The organism is Flavobacterium luteolum (assembly GCF_027111275.1).
In the GTDB taxonomy this organism is placed as follows: domain Bacteria; phylum Bacteroidota; class Bacteroidia; order Flavobacteriales; family Flavobacteriaceae; genus Flavobacterium; species Flavobacterium luteolum.
Genome location: NZ_CP114286.1, coordinates 910,053 through 932,474, shown reverse-complemented (window position 1 = coordinate 932,474; position 22,422 = coordinate 910,053). Strand labels below are relative to the sequence as shown.

Below are 22,422 nucleotides of genomic sequence, written 5' to 3'. Positions count from 1 at the left end.
GTGCTAAGAAAAGATTAGCCACGAATTCACGAATTTTAATTAAATTATTCGTGAATTCGTGGCTGTTTTTTTTACTCAGAGTAGAAAACCTTAGAACCTTAGCATCTTAGTACCTTAGCACCTTTTTAAAAACTGTATGCTGCCCCAAAAATCACCCTTCCAATTTCGTCAGGAGATTTGAAGTATGAGATTCTAGCTGTAATAACATTTATGGCATTCAGCCAGAGTCCGCCACCATAATCTTGGTGCCATTTTCTTGATTCTTCGCCATCAAGCCAAACTCTTCCGTAGTCAAAACCACCTAAAACTCCATAAGTAAATGGGACAATTGTTTTGCGGATTTTTCCAATAGTTAAACGTAAATCAGAGCTTTGAGAGAAATACGAACTTCCTAAGAAACGCTCATTTCTATAACCGCGTAAATCCGTGTCTCCACCTAGAGAAGCACCTTGGTAGAATTCATAATTATTGTTAAAAATAGCCTTTCCTTTAACGTAAGTGGCTAATATTAGTTTTCCGTTATGATCAATTTTATGAGTAAAACCTAAGAAACTTTCCAGAGTTGGGAAATTTTTCTTGGTGTCATCTAAATTAGCTGTCCAAGTCGCCGCAATCATAAAAGCCATTCCTAAAGTTGGTTTTGCAGCAAAATCTGAATTTTTAAACTGATATTTTACTTTTAAACTTCCGTAATTCTGACTGTCAAATACATCTGGATTTACAATTCCAGGAATATTAATGTATCTGTTTTCGGTATCTTCAACTGTCATTCTCTGGAAAATTGGCTGAATGCTAAACTCACTTCCATATCTTCCAACATGGCGAATGGCACCCGAAGCATTAAATTTTCTGATACGGACACGATTGTAATCCATTCCTAAATTATCATCATATTGCGATTCATTTCCGTATCCAAAATAGTTCATGGCAAAATTCGGAGTCGTATATAATGATTCCACATCAATAACCCATTTTCCTAATAACCCAGGGAAATGTGCTGCATAATTAAATTCTAAACCTCCAGTAGCAAAGTAGTAGAAAGCATTAAAAATATGTCTTTGCGTATACGGATTTTGTTTAAAATTATTAACGGTATAATTTACGTTAACTCCCATTTTTACTCCATCATCTGGATTATAGCCAATGTTTGGAAGACCAGAAACTACATTATACTTTGGTCTTTCGTAATTATAGGCATTAACTTCGTAGTCGTCTGTAAGTTGTGTTTGAGTTTTAGAATCGAGGTTATAAGTGTTTTCTTTTGATTTGAAATCGTAAACAATAACCTTTCTTCCGTTTTCAATGTTATAAGTATCATTATTTTGGCCTCCAATCAAACGAATTTTGATGCTAGATTTTTGATCTCCTTTTACCTCAAAAACATCATTATCGTCTAGTCCGTAAATCCAAAGATTTTTGGTTTTGTCGTCGGTTACGTTTTTGGTATAAAGCAATTCATCACCTTCTTTTTTGATTCTGAAAACTTGTATTTCAATTCCTTTCTTTACATTATGATTTAAAACAAACTTATCTTTTTTGTCTGTTCCCGCAATCATAACAGTTTTATCTAACACATCAGAATATTCACGAGCATATTTCTGAAGATCTTTTTTTCTGCTTTTTAGTTTTGCTTTAATTTCATTTACCGTTTCGTCCTGAACTTCTTTAGGCATATTTTTGAAAGCTACATCAATATCTGCATCTGTCAAGTTTTCTTGAATGTATTTAGCTTGTTCAACCCAGTCTTTTTCTCCAGCAGTTTTTAGAAATGCCAAATCCATTGGGTACGGTTCTCTTCCAAGCCATTTCACATTAATTCTGTCTCCTTTAAAAGTTCGCATATGACGAAGAGGTGGCATATTCATTAAAAGTGAAAGCAAAGCGCCATCGTATTTTACAAAAGCCTGATCACGATCTCTCGGAATCGGTCTGTAAATCACCTTTCCATCTTCTTTATATTCAGCCCAACGCCATTGATCGCTGTGACGATCCCAATCGCCTAAAAGGATATCAAATAAACGCGCTTTAATATATTCCTTTTCATCAACAGTATATTTTTCATCTTTATGAAGGTTCAGCATCATATCATCAGTTCCGATAATATTGCTTGGTTTTCCAAAATTTTTGCCGTCAAGATGATTGTCGGCTGGTCTTTCTTCAACCATATATAATTGGTCACCAAAACTTGCATTAAATTCGCCTAAACCATTTTGTTTCGGAATATAATATAAAATAGGATTGGTATGTCTAAGTCCAATTTGATCAGACATACTTCCGATAGCAAAAGAAGAATAAGGATGAGAAGTGGTATAAAAATCAAATAAAAAATCTTCGGCGTATGTTTTTTCAAATTCATTTACCACATATTGATCTTTAAAAGCTACTGACTGTAAGAACACGGTTGCACTTTTTTTCATTGCACGCATGATGTATTCACGCCCTTGAGGATCAGACATTCTTAAGGAAACAGATTGATGTCCTCCGCCTTCGCGAATTGGTTTCAACCCGCCTTTTAAAGTGTCAACTGTTGCTGTTGTAGCTTCAATTGGCATACTGTAATACTTTCTATAATGCTGACCAAATAAAAACCTGTGAAATGCACCTTTTTGAGTCATTTTTGGAGAATAAATCGAAGTGGTCACAGTTGCAGGAAACTTGTTCGGAATATCTGAAGCCCAATTGATTTCTTTGGCTTTTATTATTTCACGTTCAAAAAGCAGTTTTTCTTTACCATTTTCATTTCCATAAAAAGAAACTTTTGCATCTCCGCTTTTAAACATCGTTAGTGTTGCATAACCATTTCCGCCATACGAGAAATCATAAGGACTAATAGCTCTTGCAGCTTCCGATTTTGATCCGGCGCCACTAATAATCTGCTGAATATTTTCTTTACTGATATATTGAAGGTTATGATCATGACCCGAAACTACAATTACATTTTTCTGCTTCTGCAAAAGGGTCTTAATTCTTTTTGCGTAAATTGTATATTGTTTGTTTTGAATGTCCTGCGGACTTACACCAGAAGTTTTTCGCAATAAATTAATAAATGAACCAATTACCGGAAGCGGAATTTTTTGCTCCAAAGGAAATAACTGTTTTTCTAATGAAAATTGTCCGCCATGCGTTCCGTTGCTTAATAGCGGATGATGAATGGCCAAGACAACTGTCTTTTCTTGGTTTTTATTTAAAAGTCCTTCTAACTCTTCAAAAAAAGCTTCTCTAGTTTTGATTTCGCAATTGTCATTTATAGTCGGGTGATCGTTCCAATCTTCTAGAAACCATTCACTATCAACAGCTATCAAAGTTGTAACGCTGTCAATTTTTACATTTTCAATAGGACAGGATTTTCTCGGAAGAAATGCTTTTTTATCGTTTAAATATTTCGTTACAAAATCGGCCTGACGTTCCAAGCCTTTAATGCCGTTATACCAATCATGATTTCCAGGAATTACAACTGTTTTTCCTTTAAAACCTTTAGTTAGTTTTAATTGATTGGTGAGTTTAGTTTCTGCTAAAGCTTTGTCTTCAGGATGTTTATCACCAGGAAAGCCTTTCGGGTAAATATTATCACCCAAGAATAGCAGTGTCGATTTTTTGCTCGCTTTTTTAAGTTTTTGATGTAAAAGCTCCAGTGTCTGCTGTGCCTGTTCTTCATCGGCATTTCCAGCATCACCAACAAGAAAAAAGGTGTGTGCAATTTTTATAGTATCTGTTGCGTTTTCTGTTTCGTTGGCACTTACACTTTTTCCATATTGCGGTTTGCGGGTCGCGCAGGAATAAACAATGAAGAGTGACACTATTGCTATTAAAAAGTTTTTAATCTTGGCAATAAAATGATTATCCAAAAACAATTTCATAATTTAGTGGTATAAAAATATTCTTTATGAATCTAATAGAACAATCCGAGGATTTTGTCGGGAATTTACTCAAAGATAAACTTTCTAATTTATATTCTTACCATAATTTTAATCATACTTTTACAGTTGTTACAGCAGTAAAAGAACTTTGCAAAAAAGAAGATGTAAGCGGTGAGGACAAGGAAGCGCTTTTGGTGGCGGCATGGTTTCACGACACTGGATATATTGAAGGGTATGAAAATCATGAAAAGAAAAGTACCGAAATTGCCGCTAACTTTTTACGCGAAAAAGGAAAATCGGAAGAGTTTATAGCACTTGTTTCAAGTTTGATTCTGGCTACAGTTAAAGAATATGAACCAAAAACGCATCTTGAAAAAATTATAAGAGACGCAGATTATGCTCACTTAATGGGAGCCGAATATACTACAACTTGCGAATTATTGCGTTTGGAATTGAAAAATGCTGGAATAGTTAGTTTTTCTAATGCCGAATGGACAAGAGAAAACCTCAATTTCTTATTAAACAAACATAGATTCTATACCGATTATGCCTTGAGAAAATGGCAGCCTTTGAAAGAAAAAAATCTATTATTAATTCAGAAAAAAATAAATAAACAGGAATTGAAGGCAGCTGAAGCGTTAGAAGAAGAATCCAAAAAGAAAGATAAAACAGAAAAACCAGACCGCGGAATTGATACTTTATTTCGTGTTACACTTGGAAATCATACCCGTTTAAGCGGTATTGCAGATAGCAAAGCCAATATTTTATTGTCTGTTAATGCGATTATCATTTCGATTGCATTATCGTCTATTATTCCGAAATTAGATAGTCCCAAAAATGCGCATTTGGTTGTTCCGACATTTATTATGCTAATGTCGAGCGTGATTACGATTATTTTTGCGATTCTTTCTACACGTCCAAAAGTAACTTCTGGATTTTTTACGAGAGACGATGTGGAGGCTAAAAAAGTGAATTTAATGTTTTTTGGAAATTTCTATAAAATGCCTCTCGAAGATTATGACTGGGCAATGAACGAAATGATGAAAGATCGTGATTATCTGTACTCAACAATGATCAAAGATTTATACTATCTCGGATTGGTTTTACAGCGAAAATATAATTTACTCCGAATTGCCTATAACTTTTTTATGTTCGGAATTATCATAACAGTGATTGCGTTTGTGATCGCTTTTAAATCCATCTAGATTTGGAGAGCTTTGTCAAAGTTTCAAACTTTGACAAAGTTTTTTTTAATAGAAATATTTTAAACACATAGAAACATAGTTTTTTCTTATCTAAAAAGAATAAAGAAAGAAACTAGTTTCTCACACATAGCTATGTGAATTGATGCAAGTGAAACGCCTTTTTTAAGTTTCAAAATCTATATTTCTATGTGTTTAAAAAAGAAAAAAAGCTCAACTATTTAGTTGAGCTCATCTAATAAATCCTGATAAGTTATTTTTTTAATTCCTGGGTTTGAACTATTGTTGATTACTTTGACACGAATAGCTCTCAAACCAGAAACTCCCTGAAGATCTTCAACTTCAAATTGCTCTATTGACGGTTCAAGAATTTTCTTGTGCTGTAAATATTTAATATATTTTAAATATTCTGCTTCTTCACTATTTTGAGAATATACAATTGTGATTTTCTCTTTCTCAGTAATTCTTTCGTTTGTTCCTTTAATATGTGATTTGTCAATTCGTTTTTTAACAACTTCATATCTTGCATTGTAAGTTCCATCTACATCAAAACGTTTTTCGTCCATTCTAAAACGGATAGAAAGCGCAGAACTAAAAACGAGAATTAAAGAAGTAACATCCAGTTCGTATGGAAGAGATTCCTTAAGTTCATGGTGTTCCAGTTCCATTTCGCATAAAGTTTGCAGCTGCCACAAACGAAGATTGTGCAAATACATAATATCGAAAGGTTTTGTTGGAGAAATTGAAGCTCCGATATATAAATTATGCTCAACACCGTCCGTTTTAAAACGTTCGTAATAATGCGGATAAATCTGCTGCGCCTCAACTTGTTTTTTATCCAAAACCGTTGCTAGTCTTTTATTGATAATCGACATGGCATTGTCAAATTTCTTTCTTTCCTGATAGAACATTCCTGTTTTTTCATCTAGACTGTCAAAGTATAATTGCTCTAATTTTTCAGATTTAGGATTGCTTTTCGTATTTTTCAGTATCGGATGAATTTCTTCTTCGATATAACGCTGAATGTGCTGTTCTGTATCTGCTTTTAGTGGATAATCCAATTCGCTTCGAAGCGATTCCAATTCAAATTTTCTTTGCTCTAGAAGAACTAGGTTTGAATTTTCTTCTTGATTATCAAAAATTTCCATAAGAGCAGTCAATTGACTTTTCAAATCAATTTTTACCGTTTCATTACGATGTTCAGAAGAACCTTTAATATCAATTTGTCCGTACAGCGGATATACATTTTTAAAGACAATTTCTTTAAAAATATAATCTTTAGTATGATTCATATTTTGAAAATAGTTCTGAGATTCTCTTTTGAATTTCCAATATACGCTTGGGTGAATCGTAGTATATTCGCGCTGAATAATCGCTTCAATCTGATGCTGCATATCGGTATTATAACGATCAATAGTATCAGTTAAATACGGTAGAACCAAATCTAGTTTTGTGGCATTGACACTGTTTAAATCTCTCGGGTTTTCAGAAACCAGTTCAACAACGCCTAACAATTGCCCACTTTTAATTACCGGAGCAAAAATGCAGCTTTGAATACCTTGTGTAAGTAAGTGTTCGCCAAGTCTTTTATTTGTTGATTCTTCGGTAAACTTGCTGACATTAGAAATAACAAAAGGTTCTCTTTTGTCCAATAAATTTTCGAAAGAACAGCCAAAAAAAGCATTTTTGCAATCTACTTCCTGATCGGCAGAAAGCAGAAAGCTCTTCATCTGATTTTCGTATTTTGCCGGTCGCATAAATTTCTCTTCTTCAGGATTGTAAATAATAAATCCGACTTTTAAATTCGGAAGATTAAAAATCGACTGAAAAATATTAGAAACTTCCTGATCTGTGGCAACTGTTTTTGGGCCAGGTTTTAGTAAACTGCTTTTCAATATTGAAATAGCACTTTCTGTTGTGGCATCAAATAAAGAAACAATACCGAAACCTCTTAATATCCAGCTTCCTTTTGGGAATTTAGATTTCCATAAATTGATATCATTATAATTATCAAGTAATTGATCAATATCTTCTTGAGTTAGCGGAACAGCGTTTTCTGTTGGAGTAATTTCCATAAAATCAGCATTGTATAAAATACGATAATGCTTTTCAATACCATTTTCATCTGGAATGTCATAGAAAAATGGCTGATTGAAGTCGATATGCTGTTTGTAATAACTGCTTAAAATTAAACAGCAGTTATTGATGTAGAACTGATGCTCGCTAAAATCACGAATTTCCATATAAAATTCGTCTCCAGCATTTTTCAAGATTTTTTTGAAACGTTCTGTATAATTAAAAGATACGTTTTGAAACGGAATTGTAATTGCTTTAATCTCATTGTGAGTCAGAGCAGTAGGAAATAAGTCCGCAGCTATGTTTTTAATTAAGGTTTCGTTGTTTTTAATGATATTATAATCATGAATTCCAGTTCTGAATTCAGGAAAAGACTCAACTTCTTTTAAAATAGCTTTGGCGTAATTAGAACGATAATCTACGTCAGATGTAGCAATTTCTTCAAAAGATTCAATTAATTTATGAAAAGAGATGATGGTTTCGAAAGGACTTTCATGTGGTAAAACACGTTCCATATGTTTTGTTTTTAGGATACAAAATTAATCAAATATTAAGAAATAGCCACATTTTGCAATTTCTTTCACTTATGGTGTAATAGTTAATTCCTTTATAAATAAAGAGTTTGAAACAGATCTAAATATTTTAACATAAAATTAACTATAATAATAACGGAACGATCGTTCCGTTATTATATCTTTGTATCATAATAATTGAATAATCAATAACTTAAAGAATAAATAAAATGAAAAATTTAGAAAACAAAGTAGCAATCGTGACAGGTGGAAACAGCGGAATTGGATATGCAGCCGCAGCAGATTTAACAGCAAAAGGAGCAAAAGTAATTGTAACAGGAAGAAACAAAGAAGCTTTGGCAAAAGCGGAAAAAGAATTGAATGTTACAGGAATTGTAGCTGATCAGTCTGATTTAAAATCAATCGACAATTTAGTTGAAGAAGTAAAATCAAAATTTGGTAAAGTTGATATTTTATTCTTGAACGCTGGAATTGCAGCTTTTGCGCCACTAGATTCAGCTTCAGAAGATCATTATGACAGTATTATGAATGTCAACGTAAAAGGAGTGTATTTTACAGTTCAAAAAGTGTTGCCAATTTTAAATGACGGCGGTTCAATTATCTTTAATACTTCGGTAAACGCTCATGTCGGAATGCCTAATTCTAGTGTTTATGCCGCAAGTAAAGCAGCTGTATTGTCTTTAAATAAAGTTTTTGCCGTAGAATTGGCTTCAAGAAAAATTAGAGTAAATGCGGTTTCTCCTGGTCCAATTGAAACACCATTGTACGGAAAAGTTGGTTTAGAAAAAGAAGAAGTAGAAGGTTTAGGTTCTGCTTTAGGAGAGAAAATTTTATTAAAACGTTTTGGACAAGCTGCTGAAGTTGCAAAAACAGTTAGTTTTTTAGCTTCAGATGATGCTTCATTTATTACTGGATCTGAAATTGTGGTTGACGGCGGGCTTATCGTAAATACCGTACTATAATTTTTTTGACCAATTCAGGAACGATTGTTCCGTATTTTTATATCTTTGTAGATGAATTTAATTTGAATGTCATGGCTAGAACGAAAGAATTTAATGAAGATCAGGCTTTGGATAAAGCAATCGAAATTTTTTGGCACAAAGGTTATAACGGCACTTCTGCTCAGGATTTGGTGACGCATTTAGGTTTAAGCCGTTCTAGTTTGTATGATACTTTTGGAGATAAACAGCAATTGTTTACCAAGTCCTTAAAACGTTATCAGGAACAGGCACAAGATGCGGTAAAAGAACTTTTAGAAAAATCTGAGAATGTCAAAGAAACTTTGCTGGCTATTTTTAAGCAAGCAGTGATCGAGAGTTTAGAAGATCGAATTACAAAAGGCTGTTTTATGGTTAATTCTTCTGTAGAACTAGCGATACATGATGAGGAAATTGCCAAAATTGTAAAAAACAACAGCCAAACTATGGAAGAAGTCTTTACAAATGCTGTTAAAAAAGGGCAGGAGGCAGGACATATTTCCAAACAGCTGGATGCAAAAGTTTTGGCTCGATTTATCTTTAATAATTACTCAGGAATTAGAGTTTTAGCTCGCACTGGAGAAAGAAATAAACAAGTGTACGATGATATTGTAAAAGCAGTATTTTCGGTTTTATAACATTAAAAATTTAAGACAATAAAAAAACGGCAGTTACTTTCGTAATTGCCGTTTTCTGTTTTAAGTAAGTAATAGAAAATGAAAACTTCTTAGCTTTTCTCTTCTTTATTGAAGTAAACTAAGTAGTAATACATTTGTTTTTCTTCATCCCAGCCTTTTTCAACAAATTTTTCTGCACTTTCAGGGTTGATAAAATCCATTTTAATCTGAATATGAGTATCCAAATTAATTACGTTTTTAATCGATTTTCTAGCGTCAGAAACTGCTGCGTTGGCGATAGGGAATGAGGTTACATCTTCGATGCTGTATTTTTCTCCTTTATCAACTTTATAGTTTTTAAATTCAGGAATCAAATCAGGATTGTCTAGTACTTCATTCAAGAAATTCTGCTCTTCAAACTGATCATTTTTAGCGAAATAATTCACAGATCGGTTCATAAACATTACTTCCTCTTTCTTGTCTTCTGCTGGCAAAACCACGTCTTTTGCGAAGTTTTGACAGAACTTTAAATATTTTTTTGTGATGAAATTTTCATCTTCAAAAGCATCAACAGATAAAAAGTGCTCTAACCAGTAACGCGCATCGTAACGGTTGCTATCTACAGTTAAGATTTTGTATCCTTCTTCTTTTTTATAGTTGAAAATCAAACATCCTTTATCCAATTTACTCAAGTTAATTCCTTGCTGTAAAATCATTTCAAGGTTGCTTCCGTTTTCTTCAAACTGTAAAAAGTCGGCTTGTAACTCACTTTTAAAAATACCGATGGCATCAACTACATTATTATCGATGCTTAAGTTGGTCAAATACGTTACATAAACCTCTCCGTTTTTAATGTGCGGGTGATTTGACTGCTCAAATAAATGCTTCGTGATGTTTTTAGAAACCTCATGAACATTTGACGGATTAGCGAAAATCTCAGTTGCATATTTAAACATGTCGTTGTAATCCAAGTCCACTTCGTGTGCAAACTGATAATAGTTTTCTTCTTTTTCTCTAAAAGGCTTAAAAAAGAATTCTTTTATCAAAGGAACGATCTCGTCATTTAAATTAAATGGCTGCTCCGATAAAAAAATTGCTTCGTTACGGCTTTTGTTTCCTACGCGGTGTATTGACAGCGTGTCGATGTGGGTGTTGAATAAGTTGATCATATTTTTTTAAGGTGCTGAGGTTCTAAGATGCTAAGGTACTAAGGTTTAGTTCTGTCTTTTATTTTTTTTATAAAAGAAACTAACATTCTTTCTACTTCGCGACTGTCCTCGTATAATTTGTTAAAATCGTCTTCTTTTAAATAAGATATATTTTTAGCAATTTCTAACTGAGTCTGCATTTCGAATAATGATCCTACAGAAATGTTTAAAAAACGTAAAAGTTCTTTATCGCTTTCTCTGCCAAATCCTTCTGCAATATTACTCGGAATAGAAATTGAACTGCGTCTAATTTGTGAAGTTAATCCGAAGACTTCTTCTTTTGGGAATTTGTTTGTTAAGGAATAAATTTTGGTAATCAAGGACATAGATTTCTGCCAAACCAATAAAGTTCTAAAATTGCTCATTTCTTATTTTTAAATTAAATATAAAAATAAGAAAAATCTTTCAATTTAAAACCTTAGAACCTTAGCGTCTCAGAACCTTAGAACCTCAAATTAATTCCAGTTCTCCTCAAATCCATAATCTTCGAAGCTGTCGTCTCCTTCAAACATGTCAAGATCGTCTTCGTCTAAGTCGTCTTCAAATTCTCCGTAGATATCGTCGTGCATGTCATCGGCTTCGAAGTTTTTTTCGTGAGCTTCGTCTGGCATTTCACCGTGAGAGAATAAAGTTTCAGGGTAAGTTGCTCCAACGGTTTCATCTTCGACTGCAGCCAATTCGACTAAGAATGTCCACATACTTATGAAATCGTAAACGTAGATAATCTTTGTATTTTCTTTGTCTAAAATACTAGATAACGGATAATCGTTCATGGTTCTCATTTCGCCAGGAACATCTCCTGTATCAAAAAGCGGAATTTCATCTTCCTGATTCCAAGTGTCATCACAAGTATAAAATGAAGCCACTTCTGATCCGTCAAAGCCAAAAGCATTGAAGATTGCATTGTGTAAATCTTCAAGTGTATCTTCCTCAAGAATAGCAATGTCTCTAAAAATATCTTCTTCGGCGTCTAGAATAACTCTAAATTTATAAACCATAATCTTTGTTTTTATTGAGAGGTCAAAGGTAAAATATAAAAAACGAAATACGAATCACGAATTACGATTTGTTGAAAAGATTTTAGTCTCTTGTTTTTCTGTGTTTTAATTTTTTATGATCCTGCGAGGTTTTCAAAACCTCGTAGGTCTTATTAATGCTGAAGTTTATGCCTACAAAGTTTTGAAAACCTTGCAGGAGAAGGGCCAGAATTATTTTCTCGCCAGTCTTTTTCTAATTTTATGATAATGTTTATGATAAGTGCTATGGCTTGGATAACTTCTGCTTGAAGTAATATTATTAAAAAACAAGGCAGTCACAAATAAAATTAAAACACCAACAAGAACAGGAGAAATCACATACATATATCCTAAGCCCTTTATTTGTGCTGAACCGGTAACTGCAATTAAAGCTGTTGCACCTCCAGGCGGATGTAAGGTTTTTGTAATCTGCATGAAAATAATCGAAAGAGAGACAGCAAGAGGAGCCGAAATCCATACAATATCAGGTACTAGTTTATTTACGGTAACTCCTATAAAGGCCGAAATAAGATGTCCTCCAATTAAATTTCTTGGTTGTGAAAACGGACTTTGTATAATTCCGTAAATCAAAACACTCGACGCACCAAAAGAACCAATTAAAAACAGCATATCACTTCCTGCAAATTGCGAAGCATCGAGATAAGAAAGAATCCCAATTCCGACAAACGAACCTAAAAAGGACCAAAAATGCTCTTTATAATCGATTAAAGTTTCTTTATAAAGAATGTAACGTGTTTTGCGGTAGCTTCTTTTTATTTTTTCAGTTGGCATTATTGTCGTATTATATTTTACTCGTTATGCTTTTAAATATACTTTGCTGTATCTTTTAAATCTTCAGATCGTAATAGTCTGAAATTATTTAACTAAACTTGGCGAATAGCTATAAACAGTGTAAGGATAAATTGTTTTGGCTGTATATTTTGAAATCAAGCAAACTACAAGAATCGGAAAAAACAAAGTATAATCATTCGTTAAACCGCAAACCAGAAAAATAGCTGTAAAAGGCGCATGAATGCTTGCACTAAGAACAGCTGCCATTCCGATAATCATAAAGTTAACCGGAATTACATTTACATGGAAAAAGCTGTTTAAGATAGAAGCCAACAATAATCCTAAAAATGCTCCGATGAATAAACTTGGTGCAAAAACACCACCGTCACCGCCAGAAGCTAGAGTAATTGAAGTTACAATTGGTTTTAGAATTAAAATTCCGATAAATGTTAAAGCCAAAGTAATGGTTAGCGGAAGCTGAGATGAAGGGCCAAAAATTCCTTTGATTGCATGATAACCTTCTCCATACAATTGAGGAAAAAAGAATAATGAAATACTTAAAACAGCAGATCCTAAAATGATTTTGTAATAATGCGTATCGATTTTTCCAAATTGAGATTTAAAGAATAACACACAACGTGTCAGATAAACAGAATTCATTCCCGCTAAAATGCCTAAAAGAATGAAGTACGGAATGGCTTTTAAGTTCCATGTTGTGATGGAAACTGCAAATAATGGTTCTTCTTTTAAAATCGTTAGTAAACCAAAAGCGATAGAAACGGCAATTAAATTTGAAATGATAAATGCTCGCGTTACTTTTCTAGAAATAACTTCAAAAGCAAATAAAACTCCTGCAATCGGACTGCTGAAAAGTGCTGTAACTCCCGCCGCAACTCCCGCACAGATTAGTTCTGTTTTGTATTGACGGAAAACATTTTCTTTTTCGTGTGCTACAGAACCAATAGTTGCTGTGGCTACAACGGTAGAAACTTCAATTCCTGTAGAACCTCCAAAAATAACGGTCAATAATCCGTTTATGAAGTGAGATGGAATTTTATAAGAAGGCAGATTTTTAGATTTTGATGCAGTGCTTTCAAAAACCTCTTTGATTCCTTTGTTTTCTTTTTTCTTAAAAAGATATTGTCTAAGAAAATAAATTACCGACAAACCGAAAACAGGGAATATGATGTAAAAAATAGGATGAACTGAAACTTCATGAATGAAGATTTCTTCGTAATATTCGGTTATTTTTTTTAGTGAAATTCCGAGAAAGGCAGAAAGAAAGCCAATTAAGATAGAAACAATAACTAATTTTCGGAGTTTAATTAATTGATGATTTTTTTTGATTTGCGCCGTTTTGTTCATCATTATAAGTTTGAGAATCGCATTTTTTTTCTGCGGATTACAAAATTAAGCATCAAATTCGGTTTTTTCTAGGAAATCTTTATTTTAGTGTGTTAAAATGGATATAAACAGGAAAATTCTTTCGATGTGGTTTTTTGCCACAAAGGCACTAAGACGCAAAGATTTCTCTCATTTTTTGTCATTTCGACGAAGGAGAAATCTCCGTGAGAAGCTCTACAAAGATTGGCGATTTTGATTGCGGAGTTACTTGCGGAGATTTGCTTCGCCAGTTCGCTATCGCTCGAGTCTCCTTCGTCGAAATGACAAACTGCCTGTTTAATTGTTGTCTTAAATAAAAACAAACTTTGCGTCTTAGCGCCTTCGTGGCAGAAAAAAAGCCTAACGCTCATAAAACTCAATCGGCAACAAATCTGGATCTGCAATAAAAGTGAAACGTTTTTCAGTAGTTTCATCAATTCTGATTGGTTCCGATTCTATATTTTTTGAAGTTAAAAAAGCAATTGTTTCTTCCAGATTAATTACTTCAAAAGCCAAATGTCTTAAACCAACAGCTTCTGGTCTTGAAGGTCTTTGTGGCGGATTTGGAAATGAAAATAGCTCCACAACATAAGAGCCATTCAAAGCCAAATCCAATTTATAAGATTGACGTTCTTCGCGGTAAATTTCACGAATAATGGTTAAACCCAAAATCTGAGTATAGAAATATTTCGATTTTTCGTAATCGGAACATAAAATGGCAATATGATGAACTTTATTAAGGGTAAGCATTATTTTTTTGATTCAGGTTCTTGATTTAATTTTCGAATAACTTTTGCCGGATTTCCAACAGCAAGCGAATTATCTGGAATATCTTTTGTAACCACAGATCCAGCTCCAATAACACAGCCTTTTCCGATTGTTACGCCTGGGCAGATAACCGAATTTCCGCCAATCCAGCAATCGTCGCCAATTGTAACGGGATATGCGTTTTCAAGCGTTTTTCTCAACTCAGCGTCAAGCGGATGTGAGGCAGTATAAATTTGAACATTTGGTGCTATAAATACATTTGAGCCAATATTTACTGGCGCACAGTCTAAAACCACACAATTCACATTAAAATAAACATTTTCGCCAGCAAAAATATTGTAACCGTAATCACAATGAAAAGGTGGTTCAATATAAAGACCAGCTCCAGCATTCGGAATCAATTCTTTTAGAATCTCTTTTGCTTTTTTGGTAACTCTATATTCTTTTACATTTAAGCTGTGTAAAAGGTTTTTTGCCGCACGGCGTCCTTTTACTAATTCGGGATCAAAGGCGTTGTAATATTCGCCAGAAATCATTTTTTCTTTCTCTGTTTTCATATTTTACATTTTCGTCTTGGCAATTTTTTCATGCATTTTCGGAATTTCCTGCAAAGCTGCGGTGCAGTACCAAGGCGTTAATTCGGCTTCGAGTAAATTGGCTTTTATTGCCGGATCGGTGGCAACAAGACCTTTGGCTTCTTCTACGGTTTCTACATTAAAAATATAAATGCCACGATAATTTCGATCATTTTTCATGAAAGGTCCTGCAACAACCAGTTTTCCCTCTTTGGCCAATTTGCCAATGTTTTCCATGTGTCCTTCAAATAATTTTTTGGTTTCTTCTTTAGAAGCTGTTGTATTACTTCCAGATTTTAGAAGACAAAAAACATATTTCTTCATTCCGTATTCGTCGGCATGAAGTGATTTGGCTAGAGCTTCATCATATTTAACTTCGGTTTCTTGCGAAAACCCGATTGCACTCATTACTAAAAAAACAAAAATTAAAAGTGGCTTTTTCATGATTATGAATTTTTAAAGCAGTTTCTTCAAAATAACAATCTGTCCTAAATGGTACACGTCATGCTGAATGATTCCGTGAATATCTTCATAAAAATTGTGATTATTGTTTAGATCTATTTTCTCGAAATCCTCATCATTAAAATCACTCAGACAAGCACTCCATAATTCCTGAGATTTTGCCAGACTTTGCAGTGATTGTTCCCAAGCGGGCTCAGATGAATCTAAAATGGGCACAAAATAATTATGATCGGGAGTTGTAATTATTTCTCCTTGAACACGTTTTAATATGTTTCTTCTCCATTGTATTAGGTGATTGACAATTTCCCAAATCGTGTTTAAGTTAGGATTGATTTTTTTATAAGCCTGAGCTGCAGTTACATCTTTTAAAGTATCTGCTAAGGTTACTTCAAGCCATGGATTTCCATTATAAATGGATTGATATAAATTCGAAACTCTTTTACTTTCTGACATAGTTAATAGTTTTTAGAAACACGTTACTAAGATACAAATTAGTATTTTACAACTCATCCTCGAAAATCTACAATTGGGTTATTATATATTTTTTAACATGAATTGTTAAAATACATTTGCTTCATCAAAAACCAAAGATGACATGAAAACCAAATTATTTTTTACAATAAGCTTTTTATTTTTTACAGCTTTAATTTTTGCTCAAAATACTATTTCTGGAAAAGTACTTGACCCAAAAGGAAAACCTGTTGCTGGAGCTAATATTTATATTGACGGAACTTACGACGGAGCAACAAGTTCTGAAACAGGAGAATTTTCTTTTGAAACTACAGAAACTGGAAATAAATTTTTAGTGGTAAGTTTTCTACTTTTTGAGACCTACAAACAAGAAATTGATGTTGCTAATTATAAAGATCAAATAGTAAAATTAAAAGAGAACATTAATACTTTGGATGCCGTTGTTATCACAGCTGGAACTTTAGAATCGGGAGAGAAATCGAGAGTTTCTGTTTTGAAACCGCTAGATATTGTTACAATAGCAGGTTCTGCAGGAAATATAGTGGCGGCTTTACAGACTTTGCCAGGAACTCAAACGGTTGGTGAAGACGGACGTTTGTTTGTTCGTGGAGGAGAAGCAAGCGAAACACAGACTTTTGTTGACGGAATTCGTGTAGCGCAGCCTTATGGCGCAACTACAAATAACTTACCTACAAGAAGCCGTTTTTCTCCTTTTTTATTTAGCGGAATCGCTTTTTCTACAGGTGGTTATTCTGCAGAATATGGTGAAGCCTTGTCGAGTGTTTTACTTTTAAATACTCAAGACGAAGAAGATCATGAAAAAACGGATATCGGATTAATGACGGTTGGTTTGAGTTTAGGAAATACACAGAAATTCAAAAAAAGTTCATTGAGTGTAAATATGATGTATGTGAATTTGGCACCTTATCAGGCTGTTATTCCGCAAAATGTAGATTGGAATAATCCGTATCAATCTCTTGGAGGTGAGACGGTTTATAGATATAATTTTACAAACGGAATATTTAAGCTGTATGCTTCTTTTGATTCTGAAAAATTTGATTTGAATCAGAAAAATGTCAATTTCGAGAATCCGGTTCGAACTGACATGAACAATAATAACTTCTATTTGAATTCATCTTACAAAGGAAGTTTTGGAACTGGATGGCAGATTACTTCTGGAGTGAGCTATGGTTACAGCAAAAACAAACTGAAATATGATATTACTGGAATCGAAAACCAAGAAAATGCCGCTCAGCTGAAGCTGAAATTAAGCAAGAAATTTTCAAACTTTTTTAAATTGTCTTTCGGAAGTGATTATTTCATTACAAAATACGATGAAAACGTAGCTGATAATATTTCACTTAATGTTACAAATGGTTATGATTCAAACATTTTTGCAGCGTATACTGAAGGTGATATTTTATTTTCTAAAAGACTAGCCTTAAAAGTTGGTTTAAGATATTCAAACAACAGTTTATTAAATGAAAATAATATTGCGCCAAGAGCTTCATTAGGATATAAAGCTTCAAAAAACAGTCAGTTCTCGTTTGCTTATGGAGATTATTCTCAAACACCGGTTGTAGATTACATTAAATTTTCTAAATATCATCAGTTTGAAAGTGAAAAAGCAAGACATTATATTTTTAATTATACGTTTACAAGAATAGGTCAAACACTTAGAGCAGAGGCTTATTATAAAGATTACAGCAATTTAGTGCAATACGACACAAGAGATATTCAGTACAATTCGGTTTTTAATAATAATGGATCTGGTTATGCAAAAGGATTCGATTTATTTTGGAAAGACAGCAATTTGCACAAAAACCTAGAATATTGGATTTCATATTCTTATATCGATTCAGAAAGACAATATAAAAACTTTCCAAACATGGCGACTCCAAGTTTTATTGCCAATCATAACTTATCTGTTGTAGCAAAATATTTTATTACAGATTGGAAATCTCAGGTTAGTTTAACAAACAGTTTCAGCTCAGGTCGTCCATACAACGATCCGAATCAGACACAGTTTATGAACGGAAAAACAAAATCGTATAATAGTTTAAGCTTTAGCTGGGCATATTTATTAACGACACAAAAGATCCTTTATTTCTCAGTTTCGAATGTTTTAGGAACTCAAAATATATTTGGATACGATTACGCCAAAACGCCAGACGCAAGCGGAGTGTATCAAAGACAAGCGGTAGTGCCAACAGCAGACAGATTCTTTTTTGTAGGTTTCTTTTGGACGATCAGCCAGAACAAGAATGAGAATCAATTGAAGAATCTTTAAAAAGGTTCTAAGATGCTAAGCTACTAAGGTTCTAAGTTGCTAAGGTTTTTGCATAAAAAACTTAGTCCCGATAACTATCGGGATAGCCCCTCAGAACCTTAGCAACTTAAAAAAACAATTCATCATCAAAAATCAACAACTCAGTATCATTTAATTTTAAAAGACTAAAAACCAGCATACTTTTGAAGTGTAATTTAAAAGGAACAAAGAAACAAGGCGACAAAGGTTCAAAGTTTTTTAAATACTAGTAATGAGAAAAACGAATCTCTGAATCTTTGCAGCTCTGAACCTTTGAACCTAAAAAAAAGAGTTTTAATCATCAACAAAAAAACTTAGAACCTTAGTAACTCAGAACCTTAGAACCTTAAAAAAAAAAAGAAATCATGACCAAAATTATTACAATAACTATTTTATTTATCTGCAGCTTAATGTCTGCTCAAAATGTGAAATTAACTGTTGCCGTTTCAGGTTTGAAAAATGACACAGGAATCGTGAAAGTAGGATTATATAATTCAGACGGAACTTTCCTTAAAACAACTTACAAAAGTTTGGCTTCGGAAATTAAAGACAATAAAGCGGTTGTAACTTTTGATAATCTTCCTGCTGGAGAATATGCAATCTCAACCTATCATGATGAAAACAGCAACGGAAAGCTTGACAGAAATGCAATGGGAGCTCCATCAGAAGAATATGCAGCTTCAAACAATGCAAAAGGATTTATGGGGCCTCCATCATATCAAGATGCTAAATTTAATGTCAGCAAAGATTCAAAAATTGAAATTATATTCTAATAAACAAATAACTAATCCATATAAACAAACCATTAAATAACTTATAAAATGAAAAAAATCATCACTTTAATTGCACTATTTATAGCAGTAATAAGTTCGGCTCAAACACAATTTGAACAAGGAATGAATAAAGCATTCGGACTTTGGAAAGAAGGAAAAAATGCTGAAGCTTCGGCTTTATTCGAAAGAATTGCTGCGGCAGAAAAAAACAGTTACTTGCCAAATTATTATATCGCTATGATCAACGCGACAGCTGTTTTTACAGAAAAAGACAAAACAAAAATCGATTTGTTATTGACCAAAGCACAAGATGCATTAGATATAGAGTTGATAAAAGACCAAGCCAATTCAGAATTGTATGTAATGCAAGCCTTAATTTATACAGGATATGTTGTAGCAGACCCGATGACAAATGGAATGAAATATTCTGCTAAAGTGATGGAAGCTTACGCAAAAGCCAAGGCATTAGACCCAAATAATCCGAGAGCAGTTTTTGGCGAAGCAGATTATCAGATAGGGGGAGCAAAATGGACAGGAGTAGATACAAAACCTTTATGCGCGCAAGTTGATAAATCTATTGAACTTTTTAATACTTTTAAACCAGCAACACCTTATTCTCCAAAATGGGGATTAGAAAGAGCTTTAGAAATTCAAAAAACTTGTAAATAATTCAGTATTATAAATATGATGATATTAAAACCTAATTTGTTAAAAGCATGCTTAGTTGGAGGAATAGTATTTTTGTTCTCTTTTCTAATTCGGTTTGCCTCTTTAGGAACAGCAGTCTTTAACAAGAATCTTTACATTTATTTCTTGTACTGCATGCTTTACAGTGTGGTTTTGTATATCGTAAATGTCGTTCTTTTTGATTTTTTAGATAGGGTCTTTAGAGAAAATCCATATTCAGTAAAGAGAATTTTAATTGGTTTTGCAAGTTCTTTTTTAATATCGATGATTGTAATTTTAGTATTACGTTTGTTTACAAGTGTAATAATCGAGAATAAGACAATTATTGGTTTTCTTGCCAATGAAAAGGCTGAAAATTACATAGAATCTGCAGTAATGACTTTTATTGTCCTACTGTTTTTTCACGGACTTAATTTTTATAAACTCTATCAGGAAAACAAAGTAACACAACAAAAGATTATTGCGGGAACAGCAAATGCCAAATTTGAAAGTTTAAAAAATCAGATCGACCCGCATTTTCTTTTTAATAGTTTAAATGTTCTTAGTTCTTTAATAGAAGAAAATCCAGATAATGCACAGCGTTTTACCACTTCATTATCTAAAATTTACCGATATGTTTTAGAACAGAAAGACAAAGAATTGGTTTCGGTTGAAGACGAGTTGTCATTTGCAAAAACCTATATGAATCTTCTGAAAATGCGTTTCGAAAATAGTTTGTTTTACGAATTGCCAACAGAAAACATCAATCCAGAAGCCAAAGTGGTGCCGCTTTCTTTACAGCTTTTGCTAGAGAATACTGTAAAGCATAATGTAGTAAGCGAGCAAAAACCGCTTCATATCAGAATTTTTATTGATAAAGATTATCTGGCCATCCAGAATGATCTTCAGAAAAAAGAAGTTTTGCAAGACAGGCAAGGTGTCGGATTGCAGAATATTGTAAACAGATACGGAATTGTAACAGACAGAAAAGTGAAGATTGAAGAAGATGGAAAGAATTTCACCGTTAGGATTCCAATTTTAACTAAACAAATTGCGGTTATGGAAATGAGTGCAGAATATACCGACGAAGCAAAAGCTTATTATAGAGCCAAAAAAAGAGTAGAAGAGCTTAAAGGATTTTACGGAAATATAATTTCGTATTGCTGTGTGATTCCGTTCTTAGTTTTTATTAATCTAAAATTTTCACCAGGATTTCAATGGTTTTGGTTTTCAGCTTTAGGCTGGGGATTTGGAGTTGCCATGCATGCTTTTAAAGTATTTGGATATAGCTCAGATTGGGAAGAAAGAAAAATTCGCGAAATTTTAGAGAAAGACAACAAACAAAAAACGTGGAAGTAATGGAAAATAATTTCACAGAAACAGTTCGTTATTATGATGCTCAGAAAAAAGTAAAAGAGATAAGAGGATTTTACGAGCATTTGACTGTCTACGCTTTATGCAACCCGATTGTGATTGTTGTAAATTATATGACTTCTCCAGAATATCTGTGGTGGATTTGGTCTGTAATGGGATGGGGAATAGCGATTGTTTTACACGGATTGAAAGTTTTTAGTTTACCGCCCTTCTTTAATAAGAAATGGGAAGAGAAAAAAATAAGAGAAATTCTAGAAAAAGAAAAGCAGCAACGTTTAGAAAATAATCATGGAAACAAATTTGAATAATGATCAGGAACAAGTAATGCTGGAAGAATTAGCAACAAAAAAAGTAATTCAGCTGAAATCTTTTTACAAGCATTTGTTCGTTTATACCATTGCACTGATAATTTTTCTTCTAAAAGAATATACCAATCTGCCCTTGCAATTTTTTCCAATTAAATACATCAATTGGATAATTGTAATTATTTGGACAGCCGTAATTGTGGGTTCTGCAATAGATTTGTTTGCTTCTTACAAGATTTTTGGGCAAGAATGGGAAGAAAGAAAACTAAAAAGCATCTTAGAAAAAAAATATAAAAAACAAAAATGGGAATAATCATGGAAACGAATTTAAGCGAAGAAGAAAGATATATTCAGGCCAAAAAGAAAGTAGAAAATATTAAAGGTTTTTATGGAAATCTTTTGGCTTTCGTATTAGTAAATGCGATTTTGATTTTTATAAATTTATATACATCACCAAGTTATTTATGGTTTTTCTGGCCATTGTTATGGTGGGGAGTAGGAGTAGTTTTTCACGGATTAAAAGTATTTGAAGTTTTTCCAGGAATGGGCAAAGAATGGGAAGAAAGAAAAATCAAAGAGTTTATGGAGAAGGAAAAACAGAATAAAAATAAGTGGAAATAATTAAAATATAGTTATGGGACGTTTTAGAAGAGAAATGTATGAAGATTATACAAAACAGCATTTTGGAGAGTATACAGACGATCCAAATTACAATGCAGCTTATAGAAGAGTAAAAAGACTTAAAAGATTTTACTCGCATTTGAAAATTTTCATCATTGTAAACATTATTATCATTGTATCAAGTTTGACTCGAGATAGGTCTGCTGGTCTAATTGTGATGGATTTAAGTGGTTTAACAAAATGGCAAACTTACTCTACGGTGTTTTTTTGGGGAATTGGTCTATTAGCTCACGCATTATCTGTTTTTGGCGCTGATTGGTTTTTTGGCCCAGATTGGGAGAAAAGAAAAATCCAAAAATACATGGAAAAGGATACTGCAAATAAAAATAAATGGGAGTAACTTTGACTTCATAATTTTTTCAAATTTCACATTATAGT

The 22,422-nt window shown here is 33.2% G+C and carries 22 protein-coding genes; 11 read left to right on the top strand and 11 right to left on the bottom strand.

Annotation, left to right across the window (positions count from 1 at the left end; all coding sequences use genetic code 11):
* Positions 1-125 precede the first annotated feature (125 nt).
* Positions 126-3,857, bottom strand: a complete 3,732-nt coding sequence (locus OZP10_RS03630; protein ID WP_432419407.1) for a metallophosphoesterase — start codon at positions 3,855-3,857, stop codon at positions 126-128.
* Between the two features lie 26 nt (positions 3,858-3,883).
* On the opposite strand from OZP10_RS03630, the gene OZP10_RS03625 reads away from it, so the two are divergent.
* On the top strand, positions 3,884-5,062 hold the full coding sequence (locus OZP10_RS03625) for a Pycsar system effector family protein (protein WP_281633567.1): 1,179 nt from the start codon (positions 3,884-3,886) through the stop codon (positions 5,060-5,062).
* A gap of 218 nt (positions 5,063-5,280) precedes the next feature.
* On the opposite strand, the gene OZP10_RS03620 is transcribed toward OZP10_RS03625, so the two are convergent.
* Complete coding sequence (locus OZP10_RS03620; RefSeq protein ID WP_281633566.1) at positions 5,281-7,650, bottom strand: GAF domain-containing protein; 2,370 nt, start codon at positions 7,648-7,650, stop codon at positions 5,281-5,283.
* 227 nt (positions 7,651-7,877) lie between these two features.
* Here OZP10_RS03620 and OZP10_RS03615 point away from each other — a divergent pair, with 227 nt between their 5' ends.
* Together OZP10_RS03615 and OZP10_RS03610 are read left to right on the top strand one after the other, a co-directional pair.
* Entirely contained in the window at positions 7,878-8,630 is a 753-nt protein-coding gene (locus OZP10_RS03615) for an SDR family oxidoreductase (RefSeq protein WP_281633565.1), read from the top strand.
* A gap of 71 nt (positions 8,631-8,701) precedes the next feature.
* Positions 8,702-9,283 (top strand): TetR/AcrR family transcriptional regulator, encoded by a 582-nt coding sequence (locus OZP10_RS03610; RefSeq protein WP_281633564.1) that lies wholly within the window; start codon positions 8,702-8,704, stop codon positions 9,281-9,283.
* Positions 9,284-9,372: 89 nt separating this feature from the next.
* Here the strand turns inward: OZP10_RS03610 and OZP10_RS03605 are convergent, their stop codons facing one another.
* The 9 genes from OZP10_RS03605 to OZP10_RS03565 form a co-directional block, all read right to left on the bottom strand.
* Positions 9,373-10,431 (bottom strand): nucleoid-associated protein, encoded by a 1,059-nt coding sequence (locus tag OZP10_RS03605; protein ID WP_035647713.1) that lies wholly within the window; start codon positions 10,429-10,431, stop codon positions 9,373-9,375.
* A gap of 38 nt (positions 10,432-10,469) precedes the next feature.
* Entirely contained in the window at positions 10,470-10,835 is a 366-nt protein-coding gene (locus tag OZP10_RS03600; protein WP_281633563.1) for a four helix bundle protein, read from the bottom strand.
* Positions 10,836-10,925: 90 nt separating this feature from the next.
* On the bottom strand, positions 10,926-11,468 hold the full coding sequence (locus OZP10_RS03595; RefSeq protein ID WP_281633562.1) for an IS1096 element passenger TnpR family protein: 543 nt from the start codon (positions 11,466-11,468) through the stop codon (positions 10,926-10,928).
* Between the two features lie 210 nt (positions 11,469-11,678).
* Positions 11,679-12,278, bottom strand: a complete 600-nt coding sequence (locus tag OZP10_RS03590; protein WP_281633561.1) for an HPP family protein — start codon at positions 12,276-12,278, stop codon at positions 11,679-11,681.
* A gap of 84 nt (positions 12,279-12,362) precedes the next feature.
* The gene (locus OZP10_RS03585) at positions 12,363-13,646 is read right to left on the bottom strand and encodes a chloride channel protein (RefSeq protein WP_432419406.1); all 1,284 of its coding nucleotides are present in this window, start codon (positions 13,644-13,646) and stop codon (positions 12,363-12,365) included.
* A 375-nt stretch (positions 13,647-14,021) separates the two neighbouring features.
* Positions 14,022-14,411: an SMU1112c/YaeR family gloxylase I-like metalloprotein gene (gene gloA2, locus OZP10_RS03580; RefSeq protein ID WP_111363319.1), complete on the bottom strand. Its 390-nt coding sequence runs from the start codon at positions 14,409-14,411 to the stop codon at positions 14,022-14,024.
* Positions 14,411-14,986 carry a sugar O-acetyltransferase gene (locus tag OZP10_RS03575; protein ID WP_177212461.1) on the bottom strand — a complete coding sequence of 192 codons (576 nt, stop codon included), beginning with the start codon at positions 14,984-14,986 and terminating at the stop codon, positions 14,411-14,413. Before OZP10_RS03575 ends, gloA2 begins: the two co-directional genes overlap by 1 nt.
* A 3-nt stretch (positions 14,987-14,989) precedes the next feature.
* Complete coding sequence (locus tag OZP10_RS03570) at positions 14,990-15,448, bottom strand: YciI family protein (protein ID WP_281633560.1); 459 nt, start codon at positions 15,446-15,448, stop codon at positions 14,990-14,992.
* Positions 15,449-15,460: 12 nt separating this feature from the next.
* A complete protein-coding gene (locus tag OZP10_RS03565; RefSeq protein WP_111378292.1) occupies positions 15,461-15,919 on the bottom strand; it encodes a DinB family protein in 459 nt (152 codons plus the stop codon).
* A gap of 142 nt (positions 15,920-16,061) precedes the next feature.
* Here OZP10_RS03565 and OZP10_RS03560 point away from each other — a divergent pair, with 142 nt between their 5' ends.
* The 8 genes from OZP10_RS03560 to OZP10_RS03525 all read left to right on the top strand — a co-directional run bounded on the left by OZP10_RS03560 (position 16,062) and on the right by OZP10_RS03525 (position 22,384).
* A complete protein-coding gene (locus OZP10_RS03560) occupies positions 16,062-18,227 on the top strand; it encodes a TonB-dependent receptor (protein WP_281633559.1) in 2,166 nt (721 codons plus the stop codon).
* A gap of 383 nt (positions 18,228-18,610) precedes the next feature.
* Positions 18,611-19,018, top strand: a complete 408-nt coding sequence (locus OZP10_RS03555) for a DUF2141 domain-containing protein (RefSeq protein ID WP_281633558.1) — start codon at positions 18,611-18,613, stop codon at positions 19,016-19,018.
* Positions 19,019-19,066: 48 nt separating this feature from the next.
* The gene (locus tag OZP10_RS03550) at positions 19,067-19,687 is read left to right on the top strand and encodes a hypothetical protein (RefSeq protein ID WP_281633557.1); all 621 of its coding nucleotides are present in this window, start codon (positions 19,067-19,069) and stop codon (positions 19,685-19,687) included.
* An 18-nt stretch (positions 19,688-19,705) separates the two neighbouring features.
* Positions 19,706-21,043 (top strand): 2TM domain-containing protein, encoded by a 1,338-nt coding sequence (locus OZP10_RS03545; RefSeq protein WP_281634747.1) that lies wholly within the window; start codon positions 19,706-19,708, stop codon positions 21,041-21,043.
* Complete coding sequence (locus OZP10_RS03540) at positions 21,043-21,366, top strand: 2TM domain-containing protein (RefSeq protein ID WP_281633556.1); 324 nt, start codon at positions 21,043-21,045, stop codon at positions 21,364-21,366. Before OZP10_RS03545 ends, OZP10_RS03540 begins: the two co-directional genes overlap by 1 nt.
* Positions 21,347-21,676 carry a 2TM domain-containing protein gene (locus OZP10_RS03535; RefSeq protein WP_281633555.1) on the top strand — a complete coding sequence of 110 codons (330 nt, stop codon included), beginning with the start codon at positions 21,347-21,349 and terminating at the stop codon, positions 21,674-21,676. The genes OZP10_RS03540 and OZP10_RS03535 overlap by 20 nt, the downstream gene beginning before the upstream one ends.
* Positions 21,677-21,678: 2 nt before the next feature.
* Positions 21,679-21,984 carry a 2TM domain-containing protein gene (locus OZP10_RS03530; protein ID WP_255462965.1) on the top strand — a complete coding sequence of 102 codons (306 nt, stop codon included), beginning with the start codon at positions 21,679-21,681 and terminating at the stop codon, positions 21,982-21,984.
* A gap of 13 nt (positions 21,985-21,997) precedes the next feature.
* Complete coding sequence (locus OZP10_RS03525; protein ID WP_281633554.1) at positions 21,998-22,384, top strand: 2TM domain-containing protein; 387 nt, start codon at positions 21,998-22,000, stop codon at positions 22,382-22,384.
* Positions 22,385-22,422 lie beyond the last annotated feature (38 nt).